Here is a 23,296-nt window from a genome sequence, read left to right as displayed (position 1 = left end):
GCCCTACATCGTGTCGTCGTAGCTTCCGGAGCGTCCCCAGTCCCGGGACTGACCGACCTCGTCCTGCTGGGGCAGCTCCACCCGGGGCTCCTCCCCGCCCACGGCCCCTGCCGAGCCGCCGTCCGCCTGAGGATCCGCCGCCCCCGCATCCGGAGCACCCACGGCGGGGTCTGCAGCGGGCTCTGCGGGAACCTCCGTGGGACGCGGCGGGTTCTTCGGGGCCTGCCCCGAGATCCGCGACCCGGTCCCCCGGAAAGCGCCGGTGACGTCCTTCGCCGAGGACTCCAGGTCCGTGAGGAAGCTGTCGTCGTCGTCCAGCAGCGTCTTGGTGATGAATCCCCGGGCGCCCATCTGCCGCACGCTGTTGAGCTGCGACAGCGGCTTGCGGAACTCCTCGAAGTCCTCCCCGAAGTCCTGGTCGAGTTCCTTGCGCGCGTCGGCGATGGCGTTGCGAGCGGCGAGCAGCAGGGCGCGGACGTCCGTGATCAGTCGCGGCAGGCGCTCGGGCCCGACGACGATAATGCCCACGACGACAATGATGAGGATCTCAACCCACCCGACGCTGGAGAACACCTGCCACGCCTCTCTCTCGGATCACTCGGTACTGACAACATCTCGATCCTAGCCCTCCCCCTGCTGACGCGGCGACTTCGAGCGGCCATTGGCCGTCCATCCCGTCGTGCGGCGCTGCACCTTGCGCGCGGCGGCCGCCATCCGGCCGGTCAGGCTGTCCGGCCGGCGGCACCCGTCGATGCCCACCGGGTCATGCTCCGCCGCCGCGTCCTGCTCCCCGGGGCCGGTGCCGTCGCAGTCGTCGGGGATGCGCGCCAGACGGCTCATCAGGCTGCCCGAGACGTGGATCTCGTCCATCGGGATGCTGCCCCGCAGTCGCTCGGCGGCCTGGCGTTGAGCCCTGACCTCCTCACGGCATTCCCCGCAGTGCACCAGGTGAATCCGGGCCCGGTGTTCGGCGCCGCGGGTCAATTCCCCGTCGACCAGCGCCGCAACGACCTCTGGGGTCAGATGACCGACATCTGACAGTCGCCCGACTTCCGACATGACTGGGACCTCCTCGTCGGCCTCGCACCTACCGTGCGCCGTCCGGCATCAACGGACTCAATGGCTTCGTTGCCATCGATGATAGCGCTAAGACTGCGGCACGTAGCTGAGTTCGCCGGCGGAGCGCTCCAGACTGGCCCTCAGCTGGGTCCGCGCCCGGTGGATGCGTGAGCGGACCGTGCCCATCTTCAACCCGAGGGTGTCGGCGATCTCCTCGTAGGTCATGTCGAGACCGTCACACAGGATCACCGCGACGCGGAACTCCGCGCTGAGATCGTCCAACGCCCGCTCCAGGGCCGGGTCGAGGTTGCTCATCTCGAAGGCCCGCTCCGGCCCGAGCCGGGTGCCCTCCACGCGGTCGTAGTCGTCCGGCAGGGCCTCCATCCGGATCGTGCCGCGGTGGCGGACCATGTCCAGGAAGAGGTTCGTGGTGATCCGGTGCAGCCACCCGGAGAACGTGCCTGGACGGTAGGACTTCAGCGACCGGAACGCCCTCATGAAGGTGTCCTGCGTGAGATCCTCGGCGTCCTGCCGGTCACCGCTGAGCCGGTAGGCCAACCGGTAGACGCTGTCCGCGTGCTCCTGCACCAGCTCGCTCCAGCTCGGCATGTCGCCCTCACCGCGGTCGAAGGCGTCGGTCGCCCCGGTGGTGCCGGGGTCTGCTGCGGTGTTCATGATATCCATCCTCACGCACGTGCATTGCCACGGAGTACCTGGTCGCTTCGGTTTTCCTGTGAGGTTAAGGCGGACTCACCAAGAGGACCAGGCAGCAATTGACTTCGTCGTTAAATATATCGGTTACCTACCCTCGGTGGCAATACCGCTGCGGCACCCCTCCAGGCACAATGTTCACACTGGTATCCACGGTTCCCACGTTGTCCGCGAGCTGTGGCGACTCGCCGGGGGCGGTCACCGCCAGGACTCCCCGACACACCTACAGTTACAGCCGTGAACGCAGAATCCAGCTCCGCCCTCGACGCCGTCCGCGACTACGTCAACAGCACGGCCGCCACCGACGAGACACTCGACGCCGCCCGCGATTCGGCGAACGAGTACGGGCTGCTCAAGCCGGACGCCATGACCGGCGAGTTCCTCACGTTCCTGGCGGCGCAGGTCACCAGCACCTCCCCCACGGCCGTGGTCATGTCCCCCGCCTACGGGGTGATCGGCCTGCACCTGTTCGCCGGGCTGCCCGGCGGGGGCCACGTCACCTGCATCGACCCCGAGGTCCAACACCAGGCGTTGGCACGCTCGGCGTTCAACGCCGCCGGGGTGCGCTCCAACGCGTACCGGTTCCTGCCCTCCGCCCCCCTGGTGGGCGTGTCGCGGCTGGCGACCTCCTCCTACGACATCATCGTCTCACAGTCGGCCGTGGAGCACCTCACGGCGACGGTGGACGCCGCGCTGCCGGTCCTGCGCCCCGGCGGCATCCTGGTCCTGCTGGACTCCCTGCTGGACGGTTCCCTGGGCGACCCGGAGAACTCGGACCGGCAGACCCGCGCCGCCGCCGACGCCGAGGAACACCTGCGTTCCCTCGACGACGTCACCGTGGCCCGTCTGCCCCTGGGCGCCGGGTGCACCGTGATCACCACACACGCCGCACGGTAGTCCGGACGGCGGCGACGGTGGAGACGATTCCACGGCCCCGACTTTGCTAACGGTGGTATACAGGGATGCCGTGAACCGCTACAGACCTGAACTACACGTCACCGCGGAAGTCGGCGTTCTCGAGGCCCCAGCCGGAGCCCTGAGCCGGGGAGAGTCCCTCCATGTCTTCCACCAGTTCCGGCCACGACCTGACGCCGGTGCCCGGTGGGCCCACCAGGTCGCCTCCGGGATCCCCTACGGCTGGGACGTGTGCGACGACGTCCTCATCCCCCGCGACGACGAGATCGACTGCCTCGCCGGGTCCGCCGTACCGGTGGACGACGGGGTGGAGCTCTTCTTCGTGACCACCACCGCCGCTGCCGACGCCGCAGATGCCGCGCCGTCGTCCCTGCAGTCCAACGTCGTCGCCCACGGCCGCCGTGGGGCACGGGATTTCACCCTCCAGCGCGCACGCATCGCCGACTTGGCGTCCGCCACGACCGAGGTGTCGGACGACCCCAGCGTGGTCTCCCCCTTCGTCGAGCGCCTCGGCGCCGTCGACGTCGACGACTCCGCGTTCCCCGTCCACAACCTCGCCACCCCGTCGGTGGTGCGCCGGGGCGAGGGGTGGACGATGCTCGCCCTCGACCTCGTCGACGACGAAGACGCCCGCATCGTGGTGCTGGACTCCCCCGACCGCCAGTCCTGGACGGTACGCGGCGAGCTCACCTTCGTCGGCGAGTCCGTCCCCGAGGGACGCCCCTACGCTCCGCGCATCACGCTGATGACGGACCTGGGCACGGGCCAGGACCGGGTGGTCCTGTTCATCACCTACCCGGACGACAGCCTGGCCGTGGGCACGGACGGAGCGGCCGGCACGAAGTCCGGCGAGACGACCGGCTACATCGTCGGGGACCTCGACGGGACCACGTTCCGCACCGCCACGGACTTCCAGGTCCTCGACCACGGCCACGACTTCACCCGGCCCCGCCTGGTGCACGGCACCCGACCGGTGCTCTCCGGGCTCGTGGGCGCCTTCCCGCACAGCGAGGACGGCGATGAGCCGGCGACGTGGGCGAACTGCCTGTCGGTGCCGCGCTTCCTCAGCCTGCGTGACGGACACCTCTACCAGGACGTGATCGGACTCCCCACCGCGGTCCGCTCCTACACCGACCGTGCGGCGGTCTACACCGCCCAGCTGTCGGTGGAGAGCGGTTCGGCCACCGTCGACGTGCTGGACACCGAGGGCAACGTCCTGCTCGGCATCACCCACTCCGGTGAGGAGGTCTCGGTCACCCGCGACGGTGACACCCGGTCGGCCCCGCTCGCCGACGCCGACAGCGACACACTGACCATCTTCGTCGACGGCCCGGTCTGTGAGGTCTTCGCCGACGGCGGGCTGGTCTCACTGACCACCGCGCTGACCGGTCCCGGTTCCTTCGACCGGTTCGCCGTACGTGCCACCGGTGGCGCCAGGGTGCTGTCGGCGATGGAGTCGTTGGGACGCCAGCTGCAGCGTCAGCTCGCCCACCTGGACGACCCGGAGGAGCAGGAGAAGCTCATCCGCGAGGCCGTGCTGGCCGACCGTGACCTCGCCGCAGGGGTCGACCCCGGCGAATAGGCCCCGGAGCCGACCCCCTCGACTCAGCCGAGTTGCGGGTCGCGCTTCAGACGGGTGATCGCCGCGCGGGCAGTCACCGTCATCGTCTCGGGCAACCCGGCGATCCGCTCGGCGAGCACCTTGGGGTGGATGTGGCGGGCGGACGGGCTCATGCCGATCTGCGCGGCGATGGACGCCTGGTCGAGGTTCATCTCGAACTCCACGTTCTGCGGCTCCCCCACCGGCACCAGGTGCCCGGACGCCTGGGTGATCATCCGCTCGACCTTCCCCTCCTCGACATCGATGATGCCCAGTGGTTCACGCAGTTCGGCGAGGTGCCCGGCGTCCGCGGTCAACACCACCACCTGCCCCTCCGGGGACAGGACGCGGGCGAACTCGGCGGCGTTACGCGGGGCGAAGATCACCGTCACCGCGTCGACGACGCCGTCGCGCAACGGCAGACGTGACCAGGCGTCGGCCACGACGGCACCGATGCGCGGGTGGCAGGACGCCAGCCGCTTGGCTGCCGGCACGGACACGTCGATGCCCACACCCCGGGAGTTCACGATGGAGTCCAGCGTGTGCGACAGGTAGTAGCCGGTGCCCGCACCGATCTCCACGACGGAGGGGTGCGCGTCGTCGGCGACCCCGGCGTCGTCGAGGGCGTGACCGACGTTGTCGGTGATCGCCTCGACGAAGGGGGCGAAGTGTCCGCCGGACAGGAAGGTCTCGCGTGCCTGGATCATCTCGGCGTCGTCGCCGGAGTAACGCAGGCCCGCGCCACCGGCGAGGGTGACGTACCCCTGGCGGGCCACGTCGTAGTTGTGGCCGGAGTCGGACACCAGGGTCTTCCACGCGTCGTCACCGGCGCGCAACAGGGTGCCGTCCACCGGGTCGGCGAGCAGGTCGATGACATCAGAGAGCACGGGTGCGAGGTCTCCCCTCGGTTGCGGGACTAGTCAGAAACGGGACTGGGAAGCACCGGGTCGGCTACTTCCGGAACCACTCTACAAGAGTCCTGGCCGCGAACCCGGAGCTACCCCGGTCCACCTCGCCACGGACAGACTCGGACCACGACGGGCCCGTGGTGTCGAGCACCGTGCAGGGCACACCGGCGGCGAAACGTCGCAGGAACAGCGGCGCCACCAGGGCCTCCGGCCCGTCGGAGGCCACCGTGACGTCGGCCTCGCGGGTGCTGACCTTCTTCTCCAGGTGCGTCGGCGACGGCAGCGGCCACCACCGTTCACCGACACGGGCGCCACGCAGCGTGACGCGCCGGACGGCCTGGGCGTCGCGCGGGTCACCGCTGACGGCACCGGTGAGCTCCCCGAGCGCCGACTTCGACGCCGTGGTGAGCGCGCCGACGACGACCACGCGGCGCGGCCGGTAGCGCTGGACGCCGTAGGCCACCGCGTCGGCGGCGGCCAGCCGCCGGCACACCTCCGCGCGTTCCGCGGCCCCGCTGAACCCGGGGATCTGCGTGGTCGTGCCGTTGACGTGCTCGATGACGGCCTTCGCCCGCCCGGGGACGGACGCCGGCGGACTGTAGCCGTGCACGGGGACCAGGCCGACGACCTTCTTCGGCCCCTTGAGCTCGGCGAGGGCACGGATCACCGCGGGCACGGTGGCCCCGCCGACGAGCAGGACGTCCGGACGCTCGTCGGTGAGGTCGCCCTCGGCGGCCGCCGGGTCCCAGAACATCTCGACCAGCCCGACCTCGTCCTCACCGTCCGGGTCGTTGACGCTGGTCCCTGCCGAGGCGGTGGCCAGCAGGCCGCCGAACCCCTTGCGCTGCAGCCAACCGCGCCCGTGGGTCTTCACCCGGGTGCCCGGCACGTCGCCGAGCACGGCCTTGGCCTTGCGTCGCCACCACACCGAGGTCGCGGTCGGCGAGGGCACCGCGTCGATGTCACGGGCCATCATGGTCGCCGCTCCGAACACCCGACCGCGGTGCACCGCGTCCTCCACCCGCTTGACCATGGCGACATCGCCACCGTCGGAACCGTTACCGTCGGAACCGCTGACATCGCTGACGTCGAGGTGCACGGAACGCACCTCCGCCGCGGCGTCCTTCCTGGTCACGACCATGGACCGGCCGCCCAACACGATGCCCATGGCGAGGTTGCGCAGGTTCTGGACCGTGGCGGTCCGGGGCACCCGGATCTGGACGGTGTGGCGCTTGGCGCGCACCGGGTGGGCGTCGATCAGCGTGCTGAGCCGGCGGCTGAGCACGGCTCCGGCGGCCCGCCAGCCGTCGTCGCCGAGGCGTGGCTCATCGGCCAGTTCGGCGAGGTCGGTCAACGCGGTGGGTTCAGCGGGCACACGGACCTCCCAGACCCCGTCCGCGGCAAGGTCCGCGGCGAGGTCCGCTGTGGACTTCTCGTCGACCAGCACCCGGCAGTCGACCACGTCGCTGCCGGTCACCGTGGTACCGACGGTGATCTCCGGGGTGGGACGAGGTAGGTTCGGGATCCTCTTCACAGGAGCTTCTCCTCGGTTTCGTGGTCGGTGGCCTGGGTATCACCCGGGGCGGTCCCCAGGTCGGACCGGAGGTCGGCGATCGTGGCGTCCCGCTCGGCGAGCTGGGCGGTGAGCCCCTCGATCCGCAGGGCGGCGTCCCGCTTGCCTGCCAGTCGCTCGGCCCGGGTGCTTCCCGGTGCCGCCGGTTCACGGTCGAAGACCACGAGCACGAGGTAGACCAGCACCAGGCCCGCGAGCAGGGCGGCGATGACGGTGATGAGCAGGTACATGGCAGCCGAGGTTACCCGAGATCCCCGGTGGCCCCGGCCTGCTTCTCCAGGTCCTGGAGCTCCCGGAGCAACCGGGCACGCTTCTCCTCCAGTTCCTCGACCTGCCCCTGGTGGGCGGCCACGCAGTACGCCACGGCCTCCTCCGGGGAGTCGGTGACCAGGAACAGGTCCGGATCACCTTCCGAGATCATGCCCTCGTCGACCAGCCGTGAGGTGATCCAGTCGACCAGGCCGCTCCAGAAGTCGCAGCCGAGCAACACGATCGGGAACTGGCGGACCTTGCCGGTCTGCACCATCACCAGGGCCTCGAAGAGTTCGTCGAGGGTGCCGAATCCGCCCGGCAGGCAGATGAAGGCCTGGGCGTACTTCAGGAACATCATCTTGCGCACGAAGAAGTAGCGGAAGTTCAGGCCCAGGTTCACCCAGGAGTTCAGTCCCTGTTCGTGGGGCAGTTCTATACCCAGCCCCACGGACAGTCCACCACTCTCGGCGGCACCCCGGTTCGGTGCCTCCATCAGCCCCGGACCGCCACCGGTGATCACGGCGTAGCCGGCCTCGTTGAGGCGGCGACCCAGTTCACACCCCGTGGCGTAGTAGGGGTGGTCCTCGGCGACGCGTGCGGAACCCCACACCGTCACTGCCTTGGGGAGCTCGGCCAGCGCCCCGAAGCCCTCCACGAACTCCGACTGGATGCGCATGACCCGCCACGGGTCGGCGTGCAGCCAGTCGGTGTTCGGCTGCTCGTCGAGGAGACGCTGGTCGGTCGTGGACCGCGGGTAGGGGGTGTTCGGGTAGACCCCGTCGATGCCCCGTCGCACCACCGGTCCCTGGAACGTGAACGGCTGGGGATTCTCTCTGCTCACCGTGCTTACCGTGCCTTTCGTGTCAGGTAGTCGATCAACTGGTCACTCACCGTCTCGATCATCTCCACCGGGCAGTTCTCCTGCGGGGTGTGGCACAGTCCGGGGTCGCCCGGCCCGAAGTTCACCGCGGGGATCCCCAGCGAGGAGAACCGGGCGACGTCGGTCCAGCCGTACTTGGCGCGGACGTTGCCACCCGTGGCGTCCACCAGGGCGAGCGCCGCGGGCTGGCTGAGCCCGGGCAGCGCACCCGGCGCGAGGTCGTCGACCTCGACGCTGAAGCCCTCGGCCGGGGCGTCCGGCGTCCCCACGCCGAGGACGTCGAGGGTGTGGGCGAGCGCCTGCTCGCCGGAGCGGTCCGGGGCGAAGCGGAAGTTGACGAACATCCACGCCTCATCGGGGATGGTGTTCGTGGCGACCCCGGACTCCAGGTGGACCACGTTGAGGCCCTCGCGGTAGGTGCAGCCGTCGATGGTGACGTCGCGGGGGGTGTAGTCGCTGATGCGTGCGATGACCCCGCCGAGCCGGTGGGCGGCGTTGTCGCCCAGCCACGCGCGCGCCGAGTGCGCGCGCGTGCCGTGGGCGGTCACCCGCAGCCGCAGCGTCCCCTGGCACCCTGCCTCGATGACCGCGCCGGACGGCTCGCCCAGCAGGGCGACGTCGCCGACCAGCCACTCGGGGTGGGCGGTGACGAGGTGGCCCAGCCCGTTGTAGCGGGTGGCGACCTCCTCCCCCTCGTAGAGCACCAGGGTGAGGTCGTGGGCCAGCTCCGGCGAGCCGGCCAGCGTCGCGAAGGCGTGCAGGTAGACCGCGTCGCCGGACTTCATGTCCACCGAGCCGAGCCCGTGGATGGCGTCGCGGCCCTCCCCGTCCGCCCGGCGCACCGAGGGGACGTTGTCCGCCACCGGGACGGTGTCGATGTGCCCGGCCAGGATGACGCGGGTGGGCAGGCCCCGGTTCGTCCGTGCGACCAGGGTGTTGCCGTTGCGGTCCACGGTGACGTGGTCGTGTTGGGCGGCGAGTTCGCCCAGCACCCGCTCCAGCGCGTCGGCGATGTCCTTCTCCTCGTGGGAGACGCTGGGGATGTCGACGAGCGCCCGGGTCAGCTCCACCGGGGAGCCGGTCAGGCCGGACAGGGTCAGTTCGGTGGGATGGTCGTTGACGGGGGGAGTCGAATTGTTCATCGTGCCCTCACTCTAACGACCTGTGCCGGAAACCGCCTGCCCAGTGTGCGAGAATTTGAACCTATGAGTACACAGCACGCCGGTTCCCCCGCCGGCCAACCCTCCGATCCGCAGGGGGCCGACCCGGCCGAGGCCGGAAACAGGGATCTCGGGCACAGCCTGAAGGTCCGGCACCTCACGATGATGGGACTGGGCTCCGCCGTCGGCGCCGGTCTCTTCCTCGGCACCGGGGTGGGCATCAAGGCGGCCGGGCCGGCCGTCCTGCTGTCCTACATCGTCGCCGGCATCATCGTGGTGTTCGTGATGCGCATGCTCGGCGAGCTCGCCGCGGCACGTCCGGCCTCGGGCACCTTCGCCACCTACGCGAAGATGGCCCTCGGCCCCTGGGCGGGGTTCTCCACCGGCTGGTTGTACTGGTTCATGCTCATCATGGTGATGGGCACCGAGATCACCGGTGCCGGGGCGATCATGGGCAACTGGTTCGGCGTGGACGGCTGGATCCCCGGGCTGATCTGCGTGGTGCTGTTCACCGTGATCAACCTGGCCTCGGTGCGTGGCTTCGGTGAGTTCGAGTACTGGTTCTCCTTCGTCAAGGTCGCCGTCATCGTCTTCTTCCTGGTCGTCGGCGCGCTGCTGATCTTCGGCCTGCTGCCCGGCCACGAGGCGGTGGGCGTCGACAACTTCACGCCCTTCGCCCCCTACGGCATCTCCGGCATCGCCGCCGGTCTGCTCGCCGTCGCCTTCGCTTTCGGCGGTATCGAGATCGTGACGATCGCCGCCGCGGAGTCGGAGAAGCCCAGCGAGGCGATCACCGCCGCGGTGCGTGCCGTGGTGTGGCGCATCTCGGTGTTCTACCTGGGTTCGATCCTGGTGATCGTCGCCCTGCTGAACGTCTCCACCCTCGACGAGGCCGACAGTGCCGCGGACTCCCCGTTCACCCGGGTGCTGGCCATGGCGGACGTCCCCGGCGTGGTCGGGTTCATGGAGGCGATCATCGTGCTGGCGCTGCTGTCGGCGTTCAACGCGCAGATCTACGCCACCTCCCGGCTGACCTTCTCCTTCGCCCACCAGGGCAATGCCCCGAAGATGTTCCGGAAGGTCTCCGCGCAGAAGGTGCCGACCGCCGCGGTGGTCTGCTCCCTGGTCTTCGCCTTCGTCTCCGTCGGCCTGCAGGTCTGGGGCCCGGACAACCTGATCAACATCCTGTTCAACGCCGTGGGCGGTTGCCTGCTGGTGATCTGGTTCATCATCGTGCTCAGCGAGCTGCGGCTGCGACCGCAGCTGGAGGCCGAGGGCAGCCTGAAGGTGCGAATGTGGGCCTGGCCCGTGCTGCCGATCATCACGCTGGTGGCCCTGGTCGGCCTGGCGGTGCTGATGCTCTTCGACGAGACCGCCCGCGACCAGGTGGTCACCGTGGCCATCGCGTTCACCGCGGTCAGCCTGCTGGGGCTCTACGTCACCCGCCACCACGCGCGCACGGAGGCCAGGGAGGCTGAGGAAGCCACCGCCGGCGCCTAGCAGCACACCGGGTACCGGCCGTGCGCCCACCCGGGTCCGGGTAGACTGACTCACCATGACTGCCGCTTACGGAACCGGAATCGCGACACTGACCGCAGACGACACCGTCCTGGACGTGTGGTACCCCGAGTTCGGCCTCGGGGCCGCACCGGGTGCCCCCCTGGACCTGACCCACCTCGAGGGCGAGGACGCCGACCGCGGCGTCCGGCGCACCGTGGTCTCCACCGTCATCGACGACCTGGACGCCACCCCCACCGACACCGCCGACGTCTACCTGCGTCTGCACCTGATCTCCGGACGTGAGATCCGCCCGCACGGCTGCAACCTGGAGGGCATCTTCGGCAAGCTCGCCAACGTGGTGTGGACGAACTTCGGCCCCTGCGCCGTCGACGGCTTCGAGGCCACCCGCGCCCGCCTGAGCCGCCACGGCCGGGTCACCGTGCTGTCCGTGGACAAGTTCCCGCGCATGGTCGACTACGTGGTGCCGTCCGGGGTGCGCATCGGCGACGCCGACCGTGTCCGCCTCGGCGCCCACCTCGCCGAGGGCACCACCGTGATGCACGAGGGCTTCGTGAACTTCAACGCCGGCACCCTGGGCTCCTCGATGGTCGAGGGCCGTGTCTCCGGCGGCGTCGTCGTCGGCGACGGCTCCGACGTGGGCGGCGGCGCCTCGATCATGGGCACCCTGTCCGGCGGCGGCAAGGCCGTGATCTCCGTGGGTGAGCGCTGCCTGCTCGGCGCCAACTCCGGGCTGGGCATCTCCCTCGGCGACGACTGCGTGGTCGAGGCCGGCCTGTACATGACCTTCGGCACCAAGGCCGTGGTCTCCGGCGACGTCGCCTGCGCCCTCGGCGTCGAGGACGGCGCCACCGTGAAGGCCTCCGAACTCTCCGGTGTCTCCAACGTGCTCTTCCGCCGCAACTCCGTGTCCGGCGCGGTCGAGGCCGTGGCCCGTCGCAGCGGTTCGGTGGAGCTCAACGAGGACCTCCACAAGAACTAGACCGGGGGCGCACGCCCACTCTCCTCCCTCTCCCCGCTCTCCTCCCTCCTCCAGGGCCGTCGGCGGCCCGGAAAGCTCTCCTCTCCCCATGGGACTCCCCGCAGCCTCACCTGCCCTCCTGCTCCCCACCCTCACCCGCCCCCGATGAGCGCGGCGGCCACCGTCCTGCGGCTGAGCACCCGCGGGCTCCGCGCACACCTCGGTCGCCTGGCGCTCACGGTGCTGGCGGTGGTGCTCTCCACCGCCTTCATCTCCGGCACCGCCGTGCTGTCCGGGGTGCTCGACGACTCCGTCGACCGCCTGCTCTCCCCCGGCCACGGCCGCGCCGAGGTCGTGGTGCTGCCCGGCGACGGTCACCTCGTCCTGCCCGACGACATCCCCGACCGCCTGCAGGACGACCCGCTGGTCGACCGGCTCACCGTGCTGGACCGGCGCAGCGTGGTGCTCACCCGCGGCGGCGCGGACAACGGGACGACCGTCGACACCGGCGGCGTCCCGGTGCGCCCGGGCCCCTGGCACGACGCGTCCACCGCCCTGGACCCGGACACCCGGATCGTCGAGGGCACGGAACCCGCCCCCGGCGAGGTCGCCCTCGGTGCCGACGTCGCCGCCACCGCCGGGCTCGACGTCGGTGACGAACTCACCGTCAGCCACGCCGCCGGCGACCTGCAGGTCACCGTCGCCGGGCTCTACCACGGCGACGGTGACGGCGGCGGCGCAGACGGTGCCGTCCGCCTAGCCCTCAACGAGGACGACTACCGCAGCGAACTCGCCGCCGACGGACTCCCGGGCCTCGGCCTCACCGTCGCCGGGGGCAGGTCCGCCGGCGACGTCGCCGAGAAGCTGGACGGGGAGCTCTCCGGCCAGGACGACTCTCCCTCGGTGCGCACCGCCGAGGCCCTGGCCGCCCAGGAACGCTCGCCCGCCACGTCCGGCCTGGCGTTCCTGCGCTACACCCTGGCGGTGTTCGGTGCACTGGCCCTGGTCGTCGGCATGTTCATCATCGCCAACACCTTCGCGATGACCGTCGGTCAACGCCTACGCGACTTCGCTCTGCTGCGCGGCCTGGGCATGTCGCGGATGCAGGTCGGCGTCTCGGTGCTCGCCGAGGCCGTCGTGATCGGCGTGCTCGGCTCCGTGCTCGGCGTGCTGGCCGGCGCCGGCGCGGTCGTCGCCGGGCTCTGGGCGACCGCGAAAGTGACCTCCGGACTGCCGCTGCCCGAGCCTGCCGAGGTCGCGTCCTCACCGGGTGCCGCGACGGCCCTGGTGCCGTTGGTGCTGGGTACGGTCACCACCGTGGTCTCCGCGTGGGGACCTGCCCGACGTGCCGCGGTCGCCTCCCCCACCGTCGCCGACGCGCAGGACGCCGCGACGCCGCTGGTCCGGCGCACCGTCGTCGGCGGCGTCCTCGCCGTGCTCGGTGCCGCGGCGACGGTGCTGGCCGTGCTTACCGGGGACGGGGACTGGGACTGGGGCACCAGCGTGCGCGGCGGCCTCTGCGCGGCGGGGCTCCTGGCCGTGCTGCTGGGCACCTACCTGCTCTCCCCGGGGGTCTCGACCGTGGTCGTCCCGGTGCTGGGACACTGCCTCGTGGGGGTACTCGACCTGGTCCCGGGGCGTCCTTTCCGCGCCCCCGGCGGACTCGCGGTCCGCAACGCCGGACGCACCCCGCGCCGCACCGCCGGCACCGCCTTCGCCCTCACCCTGGGCCTGTGCCTGGTGACGGTGACCGGGATGACCGGGGCGTCCACCGCGGCGTCGATGCGTGAGGTCATCGACACCGAGGTCACCGCCGACCGGGTCGTCGCCGCCCCGGGCGGGGCCGTCGACGTCCCCGTGCCCGGAGAGGCGGTGAGCGCGGTCCGCGACACCGACGGGGTGGGCTCCACCTTCACCGTGGCCAAGGCATTGGCCACGGTCGGCGACCCGTCGCAGCACGACGGCGGCACCCTCCCCCTGGTCACCGTGAGCAACGGCGACCCCGCCGGCGTCCTGGACGTCGGCGGGGTCCACGGCGACCTCGACCTGGGCCGCGAGGACGGTGTCACGATGTCGGCGTCCTACGCCGCCGACAACGGCTGGCAGGTCGGTGACATGGTGCCGGTCGCCGCGCCCGGGCAAGGCCGCTCGGTGACCATGCCGCTCAAGGGCACCTACGAGGGGTCCCGGGTGCTCGGCGACGTCGTCGTCGGGGCGAGCGCCTACTGGCGGCTCGCACCGGGCGCGCAGGGACGCGGCGGTCACCGCGTCCTCGCCCTCTTCGTCGCCGGCGACGGCTCGACCGGTCCCGACGAGCTGGACACCCGGCTCGCCACGACCCTGGCCACCACCCCGGCCACCGACGTCCTCACCCCGGACGAGTACGCCGGCGAACAGTCCCAGCTGATCGACCGGGTGATCATGGCCGTCTACGCCCTGCTCGCCCTCGCCGTCGCGGTGGCGGTGCTCGGTGTGGTCAACACCCTGGCGTTGTCCGTGGTGGAACGTCGCGCCGAGATCGGTGTGCTGCGGGCCGTGGGGGTCACCCGTGGGCAGGTCCGGCGCATGGTGGTCGTCGAGTCGCTGCAGACCACCCTCTACGGGGCGGTGCCGGGCGTGCTGCTCGGGCTGGGTGCCGGGTGGGCGGTGCTCACCGTGCTCTCGGACGTGGGACTGTCGGTGCTCAGCGTGCCCTGGGGCCTGCTGGGGGCCGTCCTCGGCGGGTCCGTGGTGCTCGGCGTCTGCGCCGCCGTAGCCCCGGCCGTGCGCGCGGCCCGGGTGCCACCGCTGGACGCCGTCGAACCGCGGTAGGAGCCGTCGGCACGACCTGTCGAGGCAGCAACCCCGCAGGCTGGTCGGACCAGCCTGCGGGGTTGCTGCCTGAAAGCGGGTGCTGCCGCCTGGGCGGTCTACTCCGCCTGCCCGGCGAGGCGACGCGCGGCGGTGACGATCTGCTCGTCGGTGGCGGTCAGCCCGATACGCACGTGCTCGGCGCCGGAGGGACCGTAGAACTCGCCCGGGGCGACCAGGATGCCGAGCCCGGCGAGCCGGTCCACGGTCTCGCGGCACGGTCGGCCTTCGGTGGCCCAAAGGTACAGGCCGGCCTCGGAGTGGTCGATGCGCAGCCCGGCGACCTCGACCGCTGCGGACAGCAGTTCGCGACGCTTGCGGTAGCGCTCCTTCTGCAGGATCTCCTGGCCGTCGTCCTCGAAGGCTGCCACGCTGGCGGCCTGGATCGGGCCGGGCATCATCAGCCCGGCGTTCTTGCGCACGCTGAGCAGCTCGGCGATCAGGTCACGGTCGCCGGCGAGGAACCCGGAGCGGTAGGACGCCAGGTTCGAGGTCTTCGACAACGAGTGCACCGCGATGAGGTTGGTGTGGTCACCGTCGCAGACACGCGGATCCAGCACGGAGACCGGCGCACCATCGTCTCCGGACTCGGCACTGTTCCAGCCGAGGCCGAGGTAGCACTCGTCGGACACCACGACCACGTCGCGTTCACGGGCGAACTCCACGACCTTGCGCAGGTGCTCGACACCGAGCACCTTGCCGTGCGGGTTGGCCGGGGAGTTGATGAAGATCATCGCCGGGGCCTGCGGGCCCAGCGCCACGAGCGAGTCGCTGCGCAGCACCTCGGCACCGGCCAGCTTCGCGCCGACCTCGTAGGTCGGGTAGGCCAGCTCCGGGATGACCACGGTCTGCCCGGGTGTGACACCCAGCAGGAACGGCAGCCAGGCGATGGCCTCCTTGGTGCCCACCACGGGCAGGACGGCATCCTCCCCGACACCGGCGACGCCGAAGCGCCGGCCCAGGGACGCGACGATCGCCGCGCGCAGCGCCGGGGTGCCGACGGTCTGCGGGTACCCCGGTGCCCCGGCACTCTCCGCCAGGGCCAGCTGGATCGACGGGGCGACCTCGTCCACCGGGGTGCCCACCGACAGGTCGACCATGCCGTCGGGGTACGCCGCGGCGGTGGCTTTGGCGTCGGCCAGCGAGTCCCAGGGAAAATCCGGGAGTTCTGCGGAGAGCGTTCGGCGGGTGCTGCGCGGCATGCGGTTTCCTCTGGCTGTGGTGGTGGTTTCTGCTTGTCCGGTGCTAGTCCTGGTTCTGCGGCGGGAGGTTCGTGATGCCCTCCACGTCGAAGTCCTGCGGGCCGAGCTTGGCGGCTCCGCCCGGGTCACCCAGGTCGTCGAAGAAGGCGACGTTGTAGTCGATGTAGTCCTCCCACTCGTCCGGCAGGTCGTCTTCGTAGAAGATCGCCTCGGTCGGGCACACCGGTTCGCAGGCGCCGCAGTCCACACATTCGTCGGGGTGGATGTACAGCGAACGCTTGCCCTCGTAGATGCAGTCGACGGGGCATTCTTCCACGCACGCCCGGTCCATCACATCCACACACGGCTGCGCGATCACGTAGGTCATCTCGTTGTCACCTTCTGGAGTTCGTCACTGTCAAGGATTCTCGGGGTCTTGTCTCTTGGTCTAGCTCGGTGGGTCCCGGAGTCACCGGGTCCCGGTGGCCCGCACCTGTGAGGTGTGCGCACCGCAGTCGTGGCTGCTGCACAGCCGTTCGTCGAAAGTGATCATCTCACTTCAACCGCAGTAATGCCCAACCACCCCCGGCCGCCCCCAGTGCGAGCAGCAGGACCGCCCACACGGTACCGCCGAGGGGCGTGTCTCCGCCGGTCCCCGGGAGCACCGGCCAGAACAGCAGGACGCTGTACGTCGCCAGCCACACCCACAACGGTGTCGCGGCGACCCGACGGTTGTCGGTCCACAGCATAGCCGTCCTGACCAGCACGAAGTTGAACCACGGTGCGGCGACGACCGGCCAGGGGAACGGGACCGAGACCTCACCGACGGTGATCCTCGACCCCAGGTACAGCGCCGACAACAGGGTGGCGACGACCGCGCCGACGCACAGCCAGACGATCCCCGCCACCCGTTCGGAGCGTGAGGTGTCACGACGGACCTGCGAGCGCTCCGGGTCTCCCCAGTGCGGCTCGGCGGTGCGGGACGTGTCCGTCCCGTCCTGTGCGCCCATCGCTCTCACCTCCCTTCGGCAAATAGACAGTCTAGTCTGTCCACTGTCTCCTGCGAAACACCGCCCCGCGCCGGAAATTCCCGGGCGAGGGTGTAGCTCTCGGTGTCCAGCAGCGGCTGGGCGATGAGGTTCGACAGGCAGTAGGCGACCGTCCCCGCATGACCTGCACGCCCAATGCGGGGCCGGTCGTTGACGTCGCTGACGGAACCGTCGGCGACCCAGATCTGCGTGGCGTGGGCCGCCATGGCCCGACGCTTCGCCGCCAGGTCCTCCCCGCTGCCCTCGACCCTCGCGTCCACCACGCGGGCCGGGACGGTGGCCAGCTCCCCGGGCTCGGGACGCCGCCAACCCTGCGGCGGCTCACCCTGGGAGTCGAGGTCGCGCAGGCCCTCCTCGACCCGCTCACGTTCCTGGGCGGTCCAGTAGATCCGCGACGGCACCCACCTGCCGCCGTGAGCGTCCTGAGCGTCCTGAGCCGCCTGGTCGGCAGCGGTGTGGGTGATCTCGTGGGCACGGATGTGGTCGGGGTGGCCGTAGCCACCGTCCGGGCCGTAGGTGACGACCACGTGGGGACGCAGCTCGTCGAAGATCTCGGCGAGCTGGTCGACGGCCGTCTGCCCGGAGTTGACGAATGCACACGGGTGCTCCGCGGCCGGGGTTCCGACCATGCCGGAGTCACGCCAGCGCCCCGGGCCGCCGAGGAACCGGGGGCGTCCGAGCCCCAGTTCACCGAGGGCCCGCTGGAGTTCGGCGATGCGGTATCCGCCAAGGATGTCGTAGCCGTCGGCGACGATGTCGGCGTACTTCTCGCCGATCACCTCGCCCTCCTCCCCCAAGGTGCAGGTCACCACGGAAACGTCGGCGCCACGGCGCACCCAGTTAGCCAACGCCAGGCCACCCCAGATGGATTCGTCGTCGGGGTGGGCGTGGACGGCGAGCACGCGCAGTCCGGCGAGATCGCCGTCCCCGCGCGCTTCTTCGGTTGTCACGTCAGTCATCGTCTGCCTCATTCGTGGTGTCCGCCTCGTCGTCGGAGGCGGCGTCGGACTGCTGGCTGGCGCGGAACCACTCCGGGATGCTCACGAAGAGGCCGGTGCTCTGCCCGACCGGCCAGTCCGCGACGCGGCCTGCGGGACCGGCCAGCTCGGCCGCGCGGCCCACGACCACGGAGTCGCCCATCAACGGCAGCGAGAGCGCCAGGTTGGAGAGGTACCCGGAGACCTGGGTGTCCGAACCGTCGTCCAGCAGCGTGTCGAGTTCGGGGTCGCAGATCCCGGAGACGTTCGACGCCCGGGCGGTCAGCTCGCTGTCGCCGGGGGCCGGGCTGGTGGTCGTCGGTTCGGAGGTCTCAGAAGACTCAGAGGACTCAGAGGAGTCGGTGGCAGCCGGGTCCTCCGTGCTCTCCGGGGTCTCCGGGGATTCCGGCAGCTCGGACTCGGTGGGCAGGGAGCGCGACGGCGACATCACGGGTCGGTCGGCGTCGTCGCAGGCGAAGGAGCTGCGCAGGTCGGTGCGCGAGCGGTCCCGGTCCTGCCACACCAGCACCGCATCGACCTCGCCGCGTGGAAGGAAGGCGGAGTACAGGTCGGACGCGGACGGGGTGACCACCGTCGCGGGAATGCCCGCGGAGGTCAGCTGGTCGGCGACCCGGCGGGCGGCCTCGACGGCCTCGTCGTCCAGGGTGTCCGCGGCGATGCGCAGCGGGTCGGCGTCGCTCGCCCCGACGGCCTCCGCCGCGTCGACGTCGCCGGCGCCTCCGCCGTACGCGCCGATGACCCCGGCGGGTGCCGTGGCGTCCGGCGCGCCGGTGACCAGGCGTGAGACCTGGTCGGCGTCGATGCTGCCCAGCAGCGCGCGCCGCGCCGCGGCGGACTCGAGGCGACCGGAGGCCACGTTGGGCACCAGGTCGAGCCGGGTGTCCAGGTCCACGGTCCTGGCGCCCACCGTCGGCACGGAGTCCACGGACTCGGAGGTCACCGCCCCGCTACGGGTCGTCAGCATCTGGTACTGCCCCGCGCGCAGCATCTGCGTGGAGGTGTTCAGGTCGGCCGACTCGGAGAAGACCACCCGGTCGGTGCGTGCCGGGGACCCGCCCCAGTAACGGGTGTTGCGCTCCAGGACCAGGTTGCCGCGCGAGGGGTCGAACTGGCGCACGGTGTACACCCCGCCGGACGCCGCGGGCAACGATCCCAGCAAGGTGGTGAAGTTGCGGCCCTCGGCCCCGTAGATGTGGCTGGGCAGCAGGTGTGCGAACAGTTCGCGCCAGTCCTGCTGCGGACGGGTGAAGGACACCGTCACCGTGCTGCCGCCGGCGGACACGGCGACGTCGTCGACGTCCCCGTACCCGGCGGTGTCGGTGGTCCCCGGCATGGTCACGACCTGCTGCCACAGGTAGTGGAAGTCCGTGCCGCTGATGGGCGTGCCGTCGGACCACTGGGCCTCGCTGGCCAGGGTGTAGCGCACCTCGGTGGGTGCGTCCTCCTCGCCGGCCGTGACCTCGGCCGCGTCGAGCAGGTCGGTGTTGAGCACGGTGCGGTCGCCGTCCTCGCCGACGGTGAAGGCGCTCGGCAGGGTGAGGTCGGCGACCGTCGATGTCAGCATCGACCGCGACCCGACCAGGTGCGGGTTCAGGTCCGCGGGGATGCGGTCCACGCCCACGGTGATGGTGCGCAGTTCCTCGGGCACGGAGGACGCCCCGGTGTCGCCGTCTCCCCCGCCGTCGGCGGCGTCGCCGGCCTCGGGGTCGGGGTCGTTGGCTTCCTCGACCGTCGGCGCGTCACCGGGGTTCGCCTGACAGGCGGACAGGACGAGACCGCAGGCCGCGAGGGCAGCTACGACCGACGGAAGCCGCCGCCGGGGACGACTGATCTTGTTCACCTGGCGACGGCTCCTCATGTACGTGGCTGCGACTGTGCCGGAACGGCCTACTTGTTGCGGGCCTTCATGCGCGACAGCGCACGGGCACGCTCGGTGGCGCCGAGGATGACCTTGCGCACGCGGATGTTCTCCGGGGTGACCTCCACGCACTCGTCGCCGCCACAGAACTCCATGGCCTCGTCGAGGGTGAGGTTGCGCGCCTTGGCGAGCGTCACGGTGGCGTCCGCGGTGGCGGAACGCATGTTCGTGAGCTTCTTCTCCTTGGTGATGTTGATGTCCATGTCCTCGTCGCGGTTGTTCTGCCCGACGACCATGCCCTCGTAGGTCTGGGTGCCGGGCTCGACGAAGAACTCACCACGGTCGCCGAGCTGGGTCAGCGCGTAGGCGGTGATCTGACCGGTGCGGTCGGAGACCAGGGAGCCGTTGGGACGGTCCTTGATCTCGCCGGCCCAACCCTCGTAGCCGGCCGAGTAGTGGTTGGCGATGCCGGTGCCGCGGGTCTCGGTCATGAAGATGGTGCGGAAACCGATCAGACCACGGGACGGGACGGTGAAGTTCATCCGGATCCAGCCGGTACCGGTGTTGTCCATGCCCTCCATGCGGCCCTTGCGGGCGGCCATGAGCTGGGTCACGGCACCGAGGTGCTCCTCGGGCACGTCGATGATCATGTGCTCGTAGGGTTCCTGGAGCTTGCCGTCCACGGTCCGGGTGACCACCTGGGGCTTGCCCACGGTCAGCTCGAAACCTTCGCGGCGCATGGTCTCCACCAGGACGGACAGGGCCATCTCGCCACGGCCCTGAACCTCCCAGGCGTCGGGACGCTCGGTGGGCAGCACGCGGATGGAGACGTTACCGATGAGCTCCTGGTTCAGACGGGCCTTGACGACGCGGGCGGTGAGCTTGTCGCCGCCGCCACGGCCGGCCATCGGGGAGGTGTTGACACCGATGGTCATCGAGATCGCGGGCTCGTCCACGGTGATGCGCGGCAGGGCGACCGGGTGCTCGGGGTCGGCGAGGGTGTCGCCGATCATGATGTCCTCGATGCCGGAGATCGCGGCGATGTCGCCGGCGATGACCTCCTCGGCGGGGACGCGCGAGACGCCGACGGTGCGCAGCAGCTCGGCGATCTTGGCGGTCTTGGTGTGCTCGACGCCGTCGGCGTCGTAGTGGATCCAGGCGACCTGCTGACCCTTGCGGATCGTGCCGGCGAAGACACGGATCAGGCCGATGCGGCCCAGGAAGGAGCTGGAGTCCAGGTTCGTGACGTGGGCCTGCAGCGGGGCCTCGATGTCTGCGGACGGCTCCGGGAGCACGTCGTAGAGGACGTCGAAGAGGGCCTGCAGGTCCTCGGCCTCCGGCACGTTGCCGTTGCCGGGGTTCTCGGTGGAGGCCTTGCCGGCGCGGCCGGAGGCGTAGAGCACGGGCAGGTCGAGGAGGGTCTCGGCGGCGGCCGCGGCCTCCTCGTCGTCCAGTGCGGAGGCGAGCTCGAGCAGGAGGTCCTGCGCCTCGGTGACGACCTCGTCGATCCGGGCGTCCGGACGGTCGGTCTTGTTCACGCAGATCATGACCGGCATCTTGGCCTCGAGGGCCTTGCCGAGCACGAAACGGGTCTGGGGCAGCGGGCCCTCAGAGGCGTCGATCAGCAGGACGACACCGTCGACCATGGACAGGGCACGCTCGACCTCGCCACCGAAGTCGGCGTGGCCGGGGGTGTCGATGACGTTGATGACCAGGTCACCGCCGTCCTTACCCAGGCCGGCACGGCGGATCGCCGTGTTCTTGGCCAGGATGGTGATGCCCTTCTCCTTCTCCAGGTCCCCCGAATCCATGACACGGTCCTCGACCTCGCCGTGGGCATCGAAGACCCCGGACTGACGCAGCATGGCGTCGACGAGGGTGGTCTTGCCGTGGTCAACGTGGGCGACGATGGCGACATTGCGGAATTCAGTCAGTGACACAGATCCTTCAGCTTCCTAATTGAGAATGAGTCGAGGTCGGCGGGCCCGGAGGACGACTCGGGGTTCAACGACGGTCCAGGGTACTCGACAGCACCCTGTTTTCTCTCATCGAGACTATCGTGTGCTGCTCTCCGGCGCGCGGTGAACGCCTATCGCTGCTATGGTAGGCAAAACCGACACTTGGTCCGGCCTGTTACGCATGTTACGGTTGGGACTCATGTGACGTTTGATGTTCCCGGCGACCGCAGCGTACGGGGCACCATTCCAGACCACCGAGAGGCTGACAGTGCTACCCCAGCTACCCCAGCTCACCCAGCTCACCCGCCCCGCCCGCCCGGCCCGGGCAGGACGCACCAATCGCGCCGGACGCCCCACGCGCCGCGTGGCGCGCACCGTCGTCGCCGTCCTGACCGCCGCCGCGGCGTCCGCCGGCATGTCGCTCGCCGCCGCCCCGGCGGCGCAGGCCGCCCCCACGATCCCGGGACTGCCCGGGCTCCCGGCCATGCCGGACCTGCCGCTCGACAACCTCGGCCGGCCCACCCCCGAACTCCTGGCGCAGATCGAGGACGTCGCCAACCGGCCCGAGATCCCCGAAGAGGTCTCCGGTGTCCTCAAGCGCGTCGTCAGCTTCTTCCGCGGCGACGGTGAACCCGGTGTGGGCCTGCCCGAGGACGCCCCCGGCTTCACCCAGTTCGGCTGGCCGACACTCGCCCAGAACTGCATCGGCGGCGACAGCAACGCCGTCGGCCTGGCCATGGGCGTGCCCGGCCCCGCGGAGCTGCCCCTCCCCGGCGTCCCCGCCGGACAGATCTCCTTCGTCTTCACCGCCCTGGGCACCGGACCCGTCGCCGAGCACCAGAACGACGGCATGCGCGTGCACTGGGTCAACATCGACAACGGCCGCGTGGGCCAGACCCCCCTCGGCTTCGGCGGGATCAACCCCGACGGCCCCGCCACCATCAACGGCCTGGCGGACACCGGCCCCGGCAACGTCCTCACCCTGCTCGAGGGCGGCGTGACCACCGACGAGGAGGGCGCCCAGGGCAACTGCACCTTCCTGCCCACCGCCGGTATCTTCAACGTCCGCTGACCCACCACCGGCCACCCCCGGAGCCGAGATGAGCGACCTGCACCCGCCCAAGGTCGAGACCTTCGACCTCGTCAACGACACCAACACCGACCCCAAGGGCTTCCTGCGCGCCGTGGACCACTGGTCGCGGACCGACGGCATGCTGTACATGGCCCGTCCCGCCGACCACCCCCGCTTCGGTTACCTCGAGAGCTGGCTCATCCCGGAGCTCGACCTGCGGGTCAACCGATTCCACTTCCGGAAGGGCGAGGGCGGACGCTTCGACGGCCAGGACCTCTACGTCGACATCGCCCTGGTCGAGGACGCCGGCGACACCTGGCACACCACCGACCTCTACGTCGACCTGGTGACCTACGCCGGACGCAAATGGGAGGTGCTCGACCTCGAGGAGCTCGGCGACGCCCTGCTCGCCGGGTACGTCGACGCCGCCGCGGCGTCCCGCGCACTGCACTCCTCGCAACGCCTCATCAACGGCATGCTCGACGCCGGCGGCGTGGAAGCGTGGCTCGACGGGGTGGGTTTTCCCCTCCACTGGGCCACTGACGTGCAGCTCGCCGCCCCCTGCGACAGCGCTACGTGAACTTGCACTGACGCTCCAGCAGCCTGACAGCTTCCCCCAAGAACGCAGTCGTAGATTGATGTCAGTGCCACCGAGAAGGTGGCCGAGCGACACGGACCCCACCGGAAGGACACCTCGTATACGGCAGCTGAGCATTCTCCTCTTGAAACGTCAGCAGTGCACCCCCGGCCCTTTCGGTCCGGGGGTCCACTGTGTCCGGGGCCGGGTGCTCGT

General features: G+C 70.5%; 21 protein-coding genes. 7 read left to right on the top strand and 14 right to left on the bottom strand.

Going from position 1 to position 23,296, the window contains the following annotated elements; all coding sequences use genetic code 11:
• Positions 1-3: 3 nt before the first annotated feature.
• The 3 genes from tatB to sigE form a co-directional block, all read right to left on the bottom strand.
• The gene (tatB, locus tag ACT3S3_RS05025; protein ID WP_367620294.1) at positions 4-573 is read right to left on the bottom strand and encodes a Sec-independent protein translocase protein TatB; all 570 of its coding nucleotides are present in this window, start codon (positions 571-573) and stop codon (positions 4-6) included.
• 48 nt (positions 574-621) lie between these two features.
• The gene (locus ACT3S3_RS05020) at positions 622-1,059 is read right to left on the bottom strand and encodes an anti-sigma factor (protein WP_301442209.1); all 438 of its coding nucleotides are present in this window, start codon (positions 1,057-1,059) and stop codon (positions 622-624) included.
• An 87-nt stretch (positions 1,060-1,146) separates the two neighbouring features.
• Positions 1,147-1,734: an RNA polymerase sigma factor SigE gene (gene sigE, locus ACT3S3_RS05015; RefSeq protein ID WP_441579246.1), complete on the bottom strand. Its 588-nt coding sequence runs from the start codon at positions 1,732-1,734 to the stop codon at positions 1,147-1,149.
• Positions 1,735-2,007: 273 nt separating this feature from the next.
• Here sigE and ACT3S3_RS05010 point away from each other — a divergent pair, with 273 nt between their 5' ends.
• Positions 2,008-2,667: an O-methyltransferase gene (locus ACT3S3_RS05010; protein WP_301442208.1), complete on the top strand. Its 660-nt coding sequence runs from the start codon at positions 2,008-2,010 to the stop codon at positions 2,665-2,667.
• Between the two features lie 70 nt (positions 2,668-2,737).
• Positions 2,738-4,267: a GH32 C-terminal domain-containing protein gene (locus ACT3S3_RS05005; protein WP_441582151.1), complete on the top strand. Its 1,530-nt coding sequence runs from the start codon at positions 2,738-2,740 to the stop codon at positions 4,265-4,267.
• 23 nt (positions 4,268-4,290) lie between these two features.
• On the opposite strand, the gene ACT3S3_RS05000 is transcribed toward ACT3S3_RS05005, so the two are convergent.
• The 5 genes from ACT3S3_RS05000 to dapE all read right to left on the bottom strand — a co-directional run bounded on the left by ACT3S3_RS05000 (position 4,291) and on the right by dapE (position 8,992).
• On the bottom strand, positions 4,291-5,172 hold the full coding sequence (locus ACT3S3_RS05000) for a methyltransferase domain-containing protein (RefSeq protein ID WP_301442206.1): 882 nt from the start codon (positions 5,170-5,172) through the stop codon (positions 4,291-4,293).
• Between the two features lie 64 nt (positions 5,173-5,236).
• Entirely contained in the window at positions 5,237-6,727 is a 1,491-nt protein-coding gene (locus ACT3S3_RS04995) for an aminopeptidase (RefSeq protein WP_301442205.1), read from the bottom strand.
• Positions 6,724-6,996 (bottom strand): hypothetical protein, encoded by a 273-nt coding sequence (locus ACT3S3_RS04990; RefSeq protein WP_301442204.1) that lies wholly within the window; start codon positions 6,994-6,996, stop codon positions 6,724-6,726. Before ACT3S3_RS04990 ends, ACT3S3_RS04995 begins: the two co-directional genes overlap by 4 nt.
• A gap of 11 nt (positions 6,997-7,007) precedes the next feature.
• Positions 7,008-7,859, bottom strand: coding sequence for a TIGR00730 family Rossman fold protein (locus ACT3S3_RS04985; protein ID WP_441579243.1), 852 nt, complete (start codon positions 7,857-7,859; stop codon positions 7,008-7,010).
• 5 nt (positions 7,860-7,864) lie between these two features.
• The gene (gene dapE / locus ACT3S3_RS04980) at positions 7,865-8,992 is read right to left on the bottom strand and encodes a succinyl-diaminopimelate desuccinylase (RefSeq protein ID WP_301442216.1); all 1,128 of its coding nucleotides are present in this window, start codon (positions 8,990-8,992) and stop codon (positions 7,865-7,867) included.
• A 111-nt stretch (positions 8,993-9,103) separates the two neighbouring features.
• Between dapE and ACT3S3_RS04975 the strand changes: the two genes are divergently transcribed.
• The 3 genes from ACT3S3_RS04975 to ACT3S3_RS04965 all read left to right on the top strand — a co-directional run bounded on the left by ACT3S3_RS04975 (position 9,104) and on the right by ACT3S3_RS04965 (position 14,348).
• Positions 9,104-10,558: an amino acid permease gene (locus tag ACT3S3_RS04975; RefSeq protein WP_301442203.1), complete on the top strand. Its 1,455-nt coding sequence runs from the start codon at positions 9,104-9,106 to the stop codon at positions 10,556-10,558.
• Between the two features lie 55 nt (positions 10,559-10,613).
• Positions 10,614-11,558: a 2,3,4,5-tetrahydropyridine-2,6-dicarboxylate N-succinyltransferase gene (dapD, locus tag ACT3S3_RS04970; protein WP_301442202.1), complete on the top strand. Its 945-nt coding sequence runs from the start codon at positions 10,614-10,616 to the stop codon at positions 11,556-11,558.
• A 144-nt stretch (positions 11,559-11,702) separates the two neighbouring features.
• The gene (locus ACT3S3_RS04965; protein WP_441582154.1) at positions 11,703-14,348 is read left to right on the top strand and encodes an ABC transporter permease; all 2,646 of its coding nucleotides are present in this window, start codon (positions 11,703-11,705) and stop codon (positions 14,346-14,348) included.
• A 98-nt stretch (positions 14,349-14,446) separates the two neighbouring features.
• On the opposite strand, the gene dapC is transcribed toward ACT3S3_RS04965, so the two are convergent.
• From dapC to typA, 6 genes are all read right to left on the bottom strand, one after another.
• Positions 14,447-15,589, bottom strand: coding sequence for a succinyldiaminopimelate transaminase (gene dapC, locus ACT3S3_RS04960; RefSeq protein ID WP_444626382.1), 1,143 nt, complete (start codon positions 15,587-15,589; stop codon positions 14,447-14,449).
• A gap of 43 nt (positions 15,590-15,632) precedes the next feature.
• Positions 15,633-15,956, bottom strand: coding sequence for a ferredoxin (gene fdxA / locus ACT3S3_RS04955; RefSeq protein ID WP_301443811.1), 324 nt, complete (start codon positions 15,954-15,956; stop codon positions 15,633-15,635).
• A 166-nt stretch (positions 15,957-16,122) separates the two neighbouring features.
• Positions 16,123-16,578, bottom strand: coding sequence for a hypothetical protein (locus tag ACT3S3_RS04950; RefSeq protein ID WP_301443812.1), 456 nt, complete (start codon positions 16,576-16,578; stop codon positions 16,123-16,125).
• Positions 16,579-16,583: 5 nt separating this feature from the next.
• Positions 16,584-17,576, bottom strand: coding sequence for an N-acetyl-1-D-myo-inositol-2-amino-2-deoxy-alpha-D-glucopyranoside deacetylase (gene mshB, locus ACT3S3_RS04945; protein WP_441582156.1), 993 nt, complete (start codon positions 17,574-17,576; stop codon positions 16,584-16,586).
• On the bottom strand, positions 17,569-19,455 hold the full coding sequence (locus ACT3S3_RS04940; RefSeq protein WP_444626380.1) for an ABC transporter family substrate-binding protein: 1,887 nt from the start codon (positions 19,453-19,455) through the stop codon (positions 17,569-17,571). The genes mshB and ACT3S3_RS04940 overlap by 8 nt, the downstream gene beginning before the upstream one ends.
• Positions 19,456-19,502: 47 nt before the next feature.
• Positions 19,503-21,413, bottom strand: a complete 1,911-nt coding sequence (gene typA, locus ACT3S3_RS04935) for a translational GTPase TypA (RefSeq protein ID WP_444626378.1) — start codon at positions 21,411-21,413, stop codon at positions 19,503-19,505.
• A 286-nt stretch (positions 21,414-21,699) separates the two neighbouring features.
• Here typA and ACT3S3_RS04930 point away from each other — a divergent pair, with 286 nt between their 5' ends.
• Both ACT3S3_RS04930 and ACT3S3_RS04925 read left to right on the top strand, forming a co-directional pair.
• Positions 21,700-22,503, top strand: a complete 804-nt coding sequence (locus ACT3S3_RS04930; protein ID WP_441582159.1) for an Rv1157c family protein — start codon at positions 21,700-21,702, stop codon at positions 22,501-22,503.
• A 28-nt stretch (positions 22,504-22,531) separates the two neighbouring features.
• On the top strand, positions 22,532-23,083 hold the full coding sequence (locus ACT3S3_RS04925; RefSeq protein ID WP_301442528.1) for a DUF402 domain-containing protein: 552 nt from the start codon (positions 22,532-22,534) through the stop codon (positions 23,081-23,083).
• Positions 23,084-23,296 lie beyond the last annotated feature (213 nt).

This window comes from Corynebacterium sp. AOP40-4SA-5, assembly GCF_052377355.1.
Classification (GTDB): Bacteria; Actinomycetota; Actinomycetes; order Mycobacteriales; family Mycobacteriaceae; genus Corynebacterium.
The sequence above is the reverse complement of the archived record's forward strand: the minus strand, read 5'-3'. Positions and strand labels throughout refer to the sequence as shown.